Origin of the sequence: Bacillus vallismortis, assembly GCF_040784915.1 — a bacterium.
GTDB lineage: Bacteria > Bacillota > Bacilli > Bacillales > Bacillaceae > Bacillus > Bacillus subtilis_G.
In genome coordinates this window covers 2,034,546-2,046,530 of sequence record NZ_CP160797.1, presented here as the reverse complement: position 1 = coordinate 2,046,530, position 11,985 = coordinate 2,034,546, and the positions used below count along the sequence as shown (strand labels likewise).

Below are 11,985 nucleotides of genomic sequence, written 5' to 3'. Positions count from 1 at the left end.
CCTTTAAAAATATTAACTATCATACTGTAAGTCCTGTTCTTGTGTCGTTTTCATCAGTTATAAATTGAACGTCTTCAAAATTATTCTTTAATGCATTGAAGTAAAGTTTTTCAATGGCATTTTTGTTTTTACAGTAAATCGAGACATAGCTATTATCTGCTATCAAAAGGACAAGTTCGCAATCACTGCCAACAAACTCTTCGTATGTCTGGACTTGATTAACCGTTTTTCCAAGTGGGAATGCTTGCAGTTCAACGAAAATGGTATAGTACTGATTGGTTTTTAATCGATTCGCTAAGTTAGTCCCTTCAACAATCGCGTAATCATTAAAGAGCTCCTCATCATCGAGCTCTCCATCTACAACAAAATAGGATTCCCCACTCGTTTGCCACATATAATTATCTATTTCTAACGGCTGCAGTATTCTCCATAAATAATCCCCATATTCATTCGGTATTTGAAAATGAACTCCCCTTTTCATGTTTATCCCTCACTTAAACGATTTTCTGAATATGAATTTTATTATATACTCTGATGTTAGGTTAATGGAACAAGGAATTGACTGCCGTTTGACACCAATCTTCTTTTGCAAATTATCAGATCTTCTCATTTAAAGTCGCATCCAATGTTCAGTAACAATACGCGTCCTCCAAGATAAGTTAGCCCGGATAAGTACCTTCATATAAGTGTCCTGCTTGTTTTTCCAGAGTACGTCTATCTGGGGATATTTCCGTTTTATGGAATTTTTTTCGGAAACCAGAATTGTTTCACGTTTGGGTTATAGAACATTGAAAGAAAATATTCATGTACAGCTTCGGCATCGATGATCACCTTCTCGTATATCATGGATTTACTGTTGAATGATTTTAAATGAAGTTGAATAAAATAAGATTGAACGCATCCAACAATTAACATTTATTTTTGCGGCTAAATGCGGTTTTTACTATTCCATAAGAAGGAAGGAAGCGATGATGACAAAGCTTTGCCGAGAAGTTTGGATCGAAGTCGATCTTGATGCCATAAAAAAAAATTTGCGAGCGATTCGCCGTCATATTCCAAATAAGAGCAAAATTATGGCTGTCGTGAAAGCGAACGGTTATGGTCATGGGTCTGTAGAAGTGGCGCGCCATGCCCTCGAAAACGGGGCGAGTGAGCTCGCTGTTGCCAGCGTAGAGGAAGGAATCGTTTTACGAAAAGCGGGCATTACAGCACCTATCCTTGTGCTTGGTTTTACATCCCTTAGTTGTGTGAAAAAATCAGCGGCTTGGAATATTGAGTTAACAGCATTTCAGGTTGATTGGATTCAAAAAGCGAACAAGATATTGGAAAACGAAGAGAGTACTGACCGATTGGGTATTCATATTAATGTGGATACCGGTATGGGTCGATTAGGGTTACGCACAAAAGAAGAACTTTTAGCAGTAGTGAAAGCATTAACAGCAAGTAAATTCCTAAGATGGGCAGGTATCTATACCCATTTTTCAACAGCTGATGAACCAGACACCACATTAACCAAGCTGCAGCACGATAAATTTATCAGTTTTCTCAGCTTTTTAAAAAATCAAGGCATTGAATTGCCCACCGTGCATATGAACAATACGGCTGCGGCGATCGCTTTTCCTGAATATAGCGCTGATATGATTCGTTTAGGCATCGGCATGTACGGCTTATATCCTTCAGACTATATTAAACAACTAGGCCTCGTTTTACTTGAACCTGCATTAAGTTTAAAGGCGCGCATCGCTTATGTGAAAACCATGCGGACAGAACCCCGAACCGTTAGCTATGGGGCTACATACATCGCAGAACCCGATGAAGTCATCGCTACACTCCCGGTCGGATATGCTGACGGTTATTCTCGTGAACTTTCCAATCGCGGAATTGTTCTTCATCGCGGAAGACGAGTGCGAGTGGCGGGGAGAGTGACAATGGATATGATCATGGTTAGTTTAGGTGAGGACGGTGAAGGTAAACAAGGAGAGGAAGTCGTGATTTACGGTCAGCAAAAAGGAGCTGAGATCACCGTTGATGAAGTTGCTGACATGCTTAATACGATTAACTACGAAGTGGTGTCAACATTAAGCCGCCGCATCCCTCGTTTTTATATAAGAGATGGCGAGATTATCAAGGTATCCACTCCAGTAATGTACGTGTAGGATTTTACGTACGTTTTTTGCAAATACTTTATGCTGACCAAGATTCCTCTACCGGGGGATTTTACTTTTCCGAAACCAACCTCCTATAAACTGAGAGATGTAAAGCGCCAAATTAATGATTGATTATACCTTAAGAACTGATTTTTCATGGTATTTTTATCGTGTCGAGAAAGAAAATGCTCTTTGCGGTCTTTACATGTACGCCCCTTTGTTTCCAGCATGAATTTGTACACAAAACCGATCACAAAGTTTAATATCCAAAGGAAAAAACACTTAACCCAGAACTAAGTTCTCTTCATCATGAGGGAATGTTTCCGCTCTGTAAAAGACCGCACTCCTTGTGTGATCCCTTCCCTAGTTGTGTATTTTTTTCTGCTTCTGCACGCTTATCTTCTTGAATTTGTTTAAAACACACAGCGTCTCATTGAAGGGATTAGTAGATGTTTTATAATACTCTATATTTTTTATCTGTTTTAGTAACTCATTATAGATAGAGTCAATCGTGCTTTTTAAGCTTGTTGAATGATATAGAAACAGCTAATGTAGATCATAAAAAACACCCCTTACGTTAACGTGAGGGGCTTATTTGTGTGTAAACATACTTCCGATTTCTTCGTGAACCAAAAGTTTGGACGGATACCAAATCAGGTTTTGAGTCACAAAACGAAAAGGATTATCTGCTTTTCCCTCCAATAGTCAGTACATTCGTAGTTACATTAGCACTGCCATTACTTTGATATCCCTCTACCGTAAGCGCGGTTTCATACATCTTACCCATTGGCATTCCTAAGCTTTCCCACTTCTTGAAGTGTTCGCTGACAGATACAGTTCCGCTCGTTCGTTTTGTCTGCCGGACACTCCAATACTGTTTAAATGTTGCAATACCTATGATAGAGGGTTGGTTGATTCGAATCGTTTCATAAATGTCATATGTGCCCCCATCAACAGTAATAGTACCCTTTGGCGTTCCCGACGGCCTATAGGTGCCCCAATTATCGACGATATAATATTCAACGAGCGGGTCCTTCGTCCATCCATACACACACAGATAGGAATTTCCGCCTGGATTGAAGGTTGCGTTATAATGAATTGATATGTTTCCAAGTTGTGAGTGAGTCTTGGTTGAATCGAATTTCTTGCCTTTTCGGAATAACGCATTCCCAACGTTATTCCAATGGGCACTAAACGCGCCGCCACTATTGAGCGTCATACTGGTGTTCCCATGATCCTTCCACAATTCATAATCATAGCCATCTTGGGTGCCGGTTTGATTTGAGGTGATTGTAGTTGCCGCCTGTGCGGACCAGGCAGGTAATGTCAGGGCCAGACTAAATAAAGCTGCCAACAAAAACCTCATTCTTTTTTGTTTCATTTGGTAACCCTCCTGTTTGATTAATTTGTATTTATGTATTACCGTGATGATTTGTTTTTCTCACCACCTTTCAAAACAAGGAAACAAATTACATAGTAGTTATATTGTCGTTCCTGCTATCCCCCTAAAAAGTTTCATTTAGAATGTAATCCCTTTATGTTTTTTGATGGGAAATAGAATTGCAGTAATTGGTTTTTTACCAAAGAATTTCATTAATTGTTCTTCCGTTGATCACCTGACATTTCTCATTCGGTTTTTCGAAAGCTCTTTAAAGCCGTATTGAGATCCTTTGTGTGAGTGTAAATGTTCTTATACAAATCAAATAGTGTTTTATACTTTTGAACATTTTGTTCCTTTGGATAAAATACAGCAGCCTCACGAATGAACTGCTCTGCACCTTCTTCAAGGGATTCAAACCACCTACTCCCAAAGGCAGCTAGCATAGCGGCCCCCATGGCTGGACCTTGTTCATTTTCTAATTGAATCACCCTCGCATTGAAAATATCTGCCTGCATTTGAAGCCACGTTTCATTTTTAGCTCCCCCACCGATAGAAACAACAGTATGAACTGATTTACCCGATTCGCGAAATAGCTCAATTGATTCATGTAAAGAGAAGGTGATGCCTTCCATTACTGCCCTCAAAAAATGCTCTCTTTTGTGAGCTCCATCCATTCCGATCAAGCTTCCCCGAATAGAAGAATCCGCATGCGGCGTTCTTTCGCCAACCAAATAAGGAGTGTATAACAGTCCATTTGCCCCTATCGGAATAGATTCCACCCCCTGCAGTAATTGCTCAAACGATACGTTTGGTGCAAACGTTCTTTTAAACCAGTCCAAACTGTATCCTGCAGCAAGCGTGACCCCCATCGTATAAAAAGTATCCTTTTTTCCATGATTAAAAAAATGCACTTTCCCTTTAAAATCTCTTTCATTGCCTTCTTCGCAGGAAAGTATGACCCCTGATGTCCCAATACTGCATAGTGTTTTTTCTGAAGAGAGAATACCGGCTCCGATAGCACCACAAGCGTTATCTGCTCCCCCAGCGTACACTTTTGTTTTTTCCAATAGCCCTGTCTCCGCCGCAACATTGGGAAGCAGCGATCCTACACATTCATGAGATTCAACAAGCGGAGGACAAATAGCTGCAGAAATACCAAATTGATTGCAAATATCATCACTCCACTCCTTGTGAGTAATATGTAAAAGTAAAGTTCCTGCTGCATCGGAGTATTCGGTGTGAATCGCACCAGTCATACGGAATCTCACATAGTCCTTCGGAAGCAAAAAAACAGCAGTTTTTTTAAAAAGTTCAGGTTCATGTTCCTTCACCCATAATATTTTTGGTAATGTAAACCCTTCTAGAACACGGTTTTTTGTGATGTCAAGAAGATGATCGCCAAATTCCTCGGTCATCCTGTTACATTGAGGCGTCGTTCTGGTATCATTCCAAAGAATGGCACGACGTAACACCTGTTTGTCTTGGTCAAGCAGTACTAACCCATGCATTTGTCCTGAATAGCTTATTCCGTCAATATCCTTGGCTTGAACGTTAGATATAGAAACCAATTCAGCCAATGCATCAATTGTTTGCTGCACCCAGTCTTCAGGATTTTGCTCACTATACCCTGCCTTCTCTTGGATGAGCGGATATTCTTTGGATGTTTCTGCACAAATCTTGCCGTTTTGATTAACTAAAATGGTTTTAACAGCACTCGTTCCAAGATCTATTCCAATGACATACTTCATGTTTTCACTCCTTAACCCTTTAAAAACCATTCGCTCTACATAAATCCGAATTTTAGAAATTACCCGTCATATCCATAATCAAGAGGTAAGGAATCATGACGGGTAGTTCAGGTAACTTGGCTATCCTGCTATATCTTTTACGGCAGTATGGAGCTTCTCTTTCATCTGTTATACTTCTAAAATGTATTGGTTCAATATTGCTTTTAATTGTTCCTGTCTTCCAGATTCATTTTTAATTGATTTATTATTTAGCGCATATTGCTCAAGTGTATTAAAGTTAGCTCTTCCTTCTGTAATTTCAAGGCCAATCCCTTCAGTAAAACTGCGATAACGATGTTGAATCACATCTTCAAACACACGTTCTTTGATCAATTTGTGAGCTACTTTCAATCCTCTTGCAAATGCATCCATCCCCGCAATATGGGCATATACTAAATCATCAGGCTCAAAAGAAGATCTACTGACCTTTGCGTCAAAGTTTAATCCGCCGCTTCCAAGGCCGCCATTTTGCAGGATCTCGTACATTGCTAATGTCGTGGAATATAAATCTGTCGGAAATTCATCCGTGTCCCAGCCTAAAAGAGGATGACCTTGGTTCGCGTCAACAGAGCCAAGCAGACCGTGTACTCTTGCCATGCGTAATTCATGTTCGAATGTATGTCCGGCTAATGTGGCATGATTGGCTTCAAGATTTAATTTAAAATGATTGTCTAAGCCATATTGCTTTAAAAAAGCAATGGTTGTTGCTGCATCTGTATCATATTGATGAGTGGTCGGCTCCTTTGGTTTTGGTTCAATCAAAAACTGCCCTGTATACCCGATTTCCTTCGCATAATCCACTGCCATATGCATAAATCTAGCCAAATTATCAAGTTCAAATTTCAAATCGGTATTTAACAATGTTTCGTATCCTTCACGGCCGCCCCAAAACACATAATTCTCGGCGCCAAGTTCTTTTGCTGTTTCTAGCCCTTTTTTCACTTGTGCTGCAGAGTACGCAAACACATCTGCATTGCAAGAAGTCGCGGCACCATGGACGAAACGTGGATTCGTGAACATGTTTGCAGTATTCCATAATAGCTTAACGTTGCTGGTTCTCATGTACTCTTTCATCATGCTCACGATACGATCTAAATTTTGATTCGTCTCTTTTAACGTACTTCCTTCGGGTGCAATATCTCGGTCATGAAAAGCAAAAAATGGTGCATCCAGTTTTTCAAACAATTCAAATGCTGCTTCTACTCTCGCCTTGGCCAGATCCATTCCTTTATACTGATCCCACGGCCTTTGCATCGTAGCCGCTCCAAAAACGTCTGTTCCATCACCGGTAAATGTATGCCAATAAGCAATAGAAAAACGCAAATGCTCTTTCATCGTTTTTCCGCCGATTACTTCTTGAGCATTATAATATTTAAATGCTAAAGGATTAGTGGAATCTGTCCCTTCGTAAACCACTTTGTTTACGCTTTCAAAATAGTTAACTGAACTAGAATGAGATTGAGCCATGTGATTTCCCCCTTAAAAAATAAATTCAGGCGCATTTTATGCCATATTGTAAGTAGATTATTTATTAGTTTGTTGTTCAAACAAACTAACTTATTTTCATCTTATATAACCTCATCCGCATTTTCAATATTTTTTTCGTTTTTTATGAACACATTAGATATAATAAGGGTAAGATTCGCTATGTACCATGTTTCATACTGAACACATAAAAATTTCAACTTAATTTATAGGTTATACAAATGGAGTGGATGAAGTGGATATCGCAGATCAAACCTTTGTCAAAAAAGTAAATCAAAAATTATTATTAAAAGAAATACTTAAGAACTCACCTATTTCAAGAGCTAAATTATCTGAAAGAACTGGTTTAAATAAATCAACTGTTTCATCACAGGTAAACACATTAATGAAAGAAAATCTTGTATTTGAAATCGGCCAGGGACAATCAAGCGGCGGCAGAAGACCTGTCATGCTTGTTTTTAATCAAAAGGCTGGATACTCCGTAGGAATAGACGTTGGTGTAGATTATATTAATGGCATTTTAACAGACCTTGAAGGGACGATCGTTCTGGATCAACACCACCATTTGGAATGCAATTCTCCAGAAATAACGAAAGACCTTCTAGTGAATATGATTCATCACTTTATGACACATATGCCACAATCTCCGTACGGGCTTATTGGTATAGGCATATGCGTGCCTGGGCTCATTGATGAAAATCAAAAAATTGTTTTCACTCCGAACTCCAACTGGAGAAATATTGACTTAAAACCTTTCATCCAAGAGAAGTTCAATGTTCCTGTTTTTATTGAAAATGAGGCAAATGCCGGTGCATTTGGAGAAAAAGTATTCGGTGCTGCAAAAAATCACGATAACATTATTTACGCAAGCATCAGTACAGGAATAGGGATCGGCGTCATTATCAACAATCATTTATATAGAGGTGTCAGCGGATTCTCCGGAGAAATGGGACATATGACAATAGACTTTAATGGACCTAAATGCAGTTGCGGAAACCGAGGCTGCTGGGAATTGTATGCATCCGAGAAGGCTTTATTAACATCTCTTCAGACTAAAGAGAAAAAAGTGTTCACTCAAGATATCATAGACCTCGCCCATCTGAATGATATTGGAACTTTAAATGCGCTACAAAATTTTGGATTCTATTTAGGCATAGGCCTTACCAATATTTTAAATACTTTCAACCCACAAGCCGTCATTTTAAGAAACAGCATAATCGAATCGCATCCAATGGTTTTAAATTCAATTAGAAGTGAAGTGTCATCCAGGGTTTATTCCCAATTGGCCAATAGCTATGAGTTATTGCCATCTTCCTTAGGAAAGAATGCACCGGCATTAGGAATGTCTTCGATTGTTATTGAACATTTTCTAGATATCGTTACATGATTAAATTGTACAAAACTCTATGTTCTACGCTCATCTTCAAAGATGAGTTTTTGTTTTGTTGGTGTAATGTTGAATAAGACCATTTTATTAAGGATACCTTCTCCTATGAAAAAGGAGTTCTTCAATAGAAGTCTCCTTTTTCACGTGTACATTATTTTTCTTTATAACGAAAATATCTAAAGTCGGCCGGAATATGATTACCGCTGGTATCTTGACATTGCATTCCTACAAAGGCACCTGTGAAGAACCCTCCTCCACGGATGTAATCATCTGATAATTTTTTCGATTCTAATGCAATGTCAATTTTTCTCCAATCTTCTTTGTTAAAAGAATAGAAATAATAATACTGTTCCTTTTCAATTTTTACTCTTAGATATATATACTTTACCTCACGAGGAATCACAATTTTATTTTTTAATGGCTGTGAAAAAGAGAAGTTATCACATATTGTTAATTCAAGAATACGGCCAAGTTCTTCATCATGCGTGACTTGAAGAGCCGTCCAGTTCTCAGTATTGTAATAGTTCACCAATCCGGCGGCTTGTTGAAAATTCTCCGGATAAAACTCAACTGCAGTTTCAGCTTCAAAATGGAGACTTTGCCAACGTCTGGCTACAAATGCCTGAGTAAATGTCGAGGTTAATGATTCATGACCGTATAATCGCAAATGATTTGGCACTTGGGTCAATGAACCTAATTCATTTGTAAACGGGATCCTTAACGTTTGAAAATGAATATTTAATGTTGGATCCTTGAATTCATCAACTTCCGGATAGGTTGCTGGAAATATCTTTTCTGATACAGCAGGGGCTTTTACCTCCAAGCTTCCTTCTTTTCCACCTACTACATAAGGCCATTCCTCTTTCCAACAGAGTTTTTGAATAGCTGTTTCTCTGCCCAATGGACAATATCCTCTCTGCTGAAAAATGGAATCATCGTCAGGATGAATAGGACGTCCCGTTAAATGAGCTAAATACCACTCACCTGTATGTGTTTGAACAATGGAGGCATGTCCACATTTTTGCAGTGGATTTCCTGGATCATGCCACGATGTTAAGAGTGGATTATCAGGATGAACTTCATATGGGCCTTCAATGCTTGAAGAACGGGCAATTGTAGCAGCGTGTTCGAACCGAGTTCCTCCTTCTGCAGTTAATAAATAATAATAGTTCCCGATATGATAAAGGTGCGGAGCTTCTGTTAGTTTTCTATCCGTTCCTTTAAATATAACTTTCGGTTTACCAATTAATTTTTGCTGCTTATCAGAATACTCCTGTATGACAATTCCTCCGAATGAGTGCCGATCAATACGCTGATCCCATAACATATTTAATAAATACTTTTTTCCATCTGTATCATGAAATAAAGATGCATCAAACCCCGAGCTATTTAATGTAATCGGTTCTCCCCAGTCACCATTAATCGTTTCACAAGTCACTAAATAATTGTGACAATCTTTCCAAGCGCCATCTACGACCTTAACATCCGTATAGATCAGCCAAAACCTTCCGTCGCTATAACTTAAACATGGCGCCCAAACCCCACCCGAATTAGGGTTTCCTTTCATGTCTAATTGTGAAACTCTCTGTAATGGATGTGCAACTAAGTGCCAATTCACTAAATCTTTTGAGTGGTGTATCTGTACTCCTGGAAACCACTCAAATGTAGATACAGCGATATAATAATCCTCTCCTACCCTACAAATACTTGGATCGGGATTGAATCCTTTAAGTACTGGATTGATAATCTTCATTTGGGACTCCTCCTCAGCTATTTTCTTTTCACTCATCAATATTTAAGCTTTGAATTCATCAATGTTATCCAAATAAACTTTATCTCTATTCTCTAATTCTCGTACCATGTTTTTATATTTTTTCTCATCTAAATTATAGAAATGAATATCAATTATGGCTAAAACCAGTAAGAACACGGGAATAATGGTAGTTGTAATTAAAATTCCCGTTAATGCCTCCGGCGTTTGTGCCTGATTTGCCACATATCCAAACTTATCTAGAACCAATCCCGGTACAACCCCTCCCAAGGCCATGCCAAATTTAAAGAAAAATCCGATGATAGCGTATATGAGCCCGCCCATTCTTTTCCCAGTCCTATACTCTCCATATTCTATTGTTTCAGGAATGAGCGCCCACATATATCCCCCGGCAGTGAGACTTCCAGCAGCAGCGATTAATCGAAAGAAGAGTATGAGGTATATATTACTTGACGGAACAAACAGTAAAGCTAGGAGGCCGATTATATTCAGTAATAATGCATAGTTTAGTAATTTTTTCTTCCCCAATCGTTGATGAAGCTTTGGAATAAACGGTAAAATGACCAATGCAGGCAAGCTTCCTATCAAACCGTACCACTTCACTAAATCCTCTCTTCCTAAGTTATACGTCACGTAATAGATGCCAACTGAATTACTTATTGAATTCACTCCGAAAATGATAATAAAGAAAATACTTAATACAACAAGTGGACGATTAACACGAAATTGCTCAAATATATCAGATAGTTTAATTTTCTCTTCAGATTTTTGAAGAGTGACACGCTCTTTTGTGCTTTTAAAACAAAAGATTAAAAGGCCCCCGCCTATCATTCCCAAAATACCCATGGTTAGTTGCCAGCCAAGAGATTCGTTGCCGGAAGTATCGCTTAAATAGGCAGCCAGTAAGGGAACAAAAAAAGCAACGACAAGCCCTCCAAGATTCGCAAATAACATACGAACAGATGTTATACTAACAACTTCTTGATTATTTCTAGTCATTGCAGAAGTTAACGCTCCATATGGAACGTTTATCGTTGTATATGTAAGCGACAAGCCAACATAGGTCATATAGGCATATATTAATTTCCCCATCTCCGGAAAATCTGGGGTTGTAAAACAGAGTATGGCCAGTATGACAAATGGAAAAGCTCCGAATAAAAGATACGGTCTAAAGCGCCCAAATCTGCTGTTCGTTCTGTCTACTATTGTTCCGATAAAAGGATCAGCGAGGGCGTCAATGATTCTAACCACTAAGAACATCGTACCGGCTGTTGCTGCCGATAAACCAAATACATCTGTATAGAAGAACAAAAGGTAAGTAGACACCGTTGCATAAATTAAATTACACGCGAAATCCCCAGATGCATATCCAACTTTTTCAACCATCCTAATCTTCTTTACATTTTCACTGAGCATGATTACTCCCCTTTTCGACCCTTTAATATGGAACAGTAAGAAATGGAAAAAATATCTCCAGACTTATGAACAGTGTTTTATAAAAGCGCTTTCAAAAGAGTGCAAACAATTTAGTGGTTTACTTTACTGAGCATTATCCTCATCTAAATAGTGATCAGCAAGCAGTAAATTCATCTGTTTTTTGTCGAGCCTCTTCCCCCCTTTCATCCATATTGAAAAAGAACTTATCGTATGGACAACTATAAGTTCACCACATTAGTTTGTTGACCAAACAAACTAACTTTATTTAATATTATAAAATCCTTTCAGCTTTTTCAACGTTTTTTTCAGGTGAAATTTAAATTGGCTTGAGAAAAATACTGATTTCACCTTCTTTTTCAGGCGCAGCAAAGATTAAATAACAGATAAAGAGAATAACACTTATAAAGCGGTTCCTCATAAAAACGGCTTGTTTTCCGCTATGGGGACTGTTCTTTTATGTTTTTCGGGTATAGGCGGTTGAAAGCTTAACAATTTTTTCTTTCAAAAATTTAATTTAAACTTTTGGCAAATAAAACACGAATAATGTTTACGTCATGACAACCACTATAGATGGATCAGGTTACCGAAAA

The 11,985-nt window shown here is 38.5% G+C and carries 8 protein-coding genes and 1 pseudogene; 2 read left to right on the top strand and 7 right to left on the bottom strand.

What is annotated here, in order from left to right; all coding sequences use genetic code 11:
• Nucleotides 1–19: 19 nt before the first annotated feature.
• Nucleotides 20–481: a DUF2691 family protein gene (locus ABZM97_RS09900; RefSeq protein WP_087993901.1), complete on the bottom strand. Its 462-nt coding sequence runs from the start codon at nt 479–481 to the stop codon at nt 20–22.
• A 490-nt stretch (nt 482–971) separates the two neighbouring features.
• On the opposite strand from ABZM97_RS09900, the gene alr reads away from it, so the two are divergent.
• A complete protein-coding gene (alr, locus tag ABZM97_RS09895) occupies nt 972–2,156 on the top strand; it encodes an alanine racemase (RefSeq protein ID WP_087993904.1) in 1,185 nt (394 codons plus the stop codon).
• An 83-nt stretch (nt 2,157–2,239) separates the two neighbouring features.
• On the opposite strand, the pseudogene ABZM97_RS09890 reads toward alr, so the two are convergent.
• From ABZM97_RS09890 to xylA, 4 genes and pseudogenes are all read right to left on the bottom strand, one after another.
• Nucleotides 2,240–2,398, bottom strand: a pseudogene (locus ABZM97_RS09890) (hypothetical protein); the annotation flags it as partial.
• A gap of 431 nt (nt 2,399–2,829) precedes the next feature.
• On the bottom strand, nt 2,830–3,528 hold the full coding sequence (locus ABZM97_RS09885; RefSeq protein WP_253269119.1) for a glycoside hydrolase family 11 protein: 699 nt from the start codon (nt 3,526–3,528) through the stop codon (nt 2,830–2,832).
• Nucleotides 3,529–3,773: 245 nt separating this feature from the next.
• Nucleotides 3,774–5,276: a xylulokinase gene (gene xylB / locus ABZM97_RS09880; RefSeq protein WP_367387458.1), complete on the bottom strand. Its 1,503-nt coding sequence runs from the start codon at nt 5,274–5,276 to the stop codon at nt 3,774–3,776.
• Between the two features lie 168 nt (nt 5,277–5,444).
• Nucleotides 5,445–6,782: a xylose isomerase gene (xylA, locus tag ABZM97_RS09875; RefSeq protein ID WP_087993899.1), complete on the bottom strand. Its 1,338-nt coding sequence runs from the start codon at nt 6,780–6,782 to the stop codon at nt 5,445–5,447.
• A gap of 253 nt (nt 6,783–7,035) precedes the next feature.
• On the opposite strand from xylA, the gene ABZM97_RS09870 reads away from it, so the two are divergent.
• A complete protein-coding gene (locus ABZM97_RS09870) occupies nt 7,036–8,187 on the top strand; it encodes an ROK family protein (protein ID WP_367387457.1) in 1,152 nt (383 codons plus the stop codon).
• A gap of 151 nt (nt 8,188–8,338) precedes the next feature.
• On the opposite strand, the gene xynB is transcribed toward ABZM97_RS09870, so the two are convergent.
• Both xynB and ABZM97_RS09860 read right to left on the bottom strand, forming a co-directional pair.
• Nucleotides 8,339–9,940: a xylan 1,4-beta-xylosidase gene (gene xynB / locus ABZM97_RS09865; RefSeq protein ID WP_087993897.1), complete on the bottom strand. Its 1,602-nt coding sequence runs from the start codon at nt 9,938–9,940 to the stop codon at nt 8,339–8,341.
• Nucleotides 9,941–9,982: 42 nt separating this feature from the next.
• Nucleotides 9,983–11,374: an MFS transporter gene (locus ABZM97_RS09860; RefSeq protein ID WP_367387456.1), complete on the bottom strand. Its 1,392-nt coding sequence runs from the start codon at nt 11,372–11,374 to the stop codon at nt 9,983–9,985.
• Between the last annotated feature and the right edge of the window lie 611 nt (nt 11,375–11,985).

Bases quoted from the DNA above. Each gene is read 5' to 3' on its own strand.
- ABZM97_RS09860 (WP_367387456.1), bottom strand. From the start codon at position 11,374: ATGCTCAGTGAAAATGTAAAGAAGATTAGGATGGTTGAAAAAGTTGGA.
- xylA (WP_087993899.1), bottom strand. From the start codon at position 6,782: ATGGCTCAATCTCATTCTAGTTCAGTTAACTATTTTGAAAGCGTAAAC.
- xylB (WP_367387458.1), bottom strand. From the start codon at position 5,276: ATGAAGTATGTCATTGGAATAGATCTTGGAACGAGTGCTGTTAAAACC.
- xynB (WP_087993897.1), bottom strand. From the start codon at position 9,940: ATGAAGATTATCAATCCAGTACTTAAAGGATTCAATCCCGATCCAAGT.
- alr (WP_087993904.1), top strand. From the start codon at position 972: ATGACAAAGCTTTGCCGAGAAGTTTGGATCGAAGTCGATCTTGATGCC.
- ABZM97_RS09885 (WP_253269119.1), bottom strand. From the start codon at position 3,528: ATGAAACAAAAAAGAATGAGGTTTTTGTTGGCAGCTTTATTTAGTCTG.
- ABZM97_RS09900 (WP_087993901.1), bottom strand. From the start codon at position 481: ATGAAAAGGGGAGTTCATTTTCAAATACCGAATGAATATGGGGATTAT.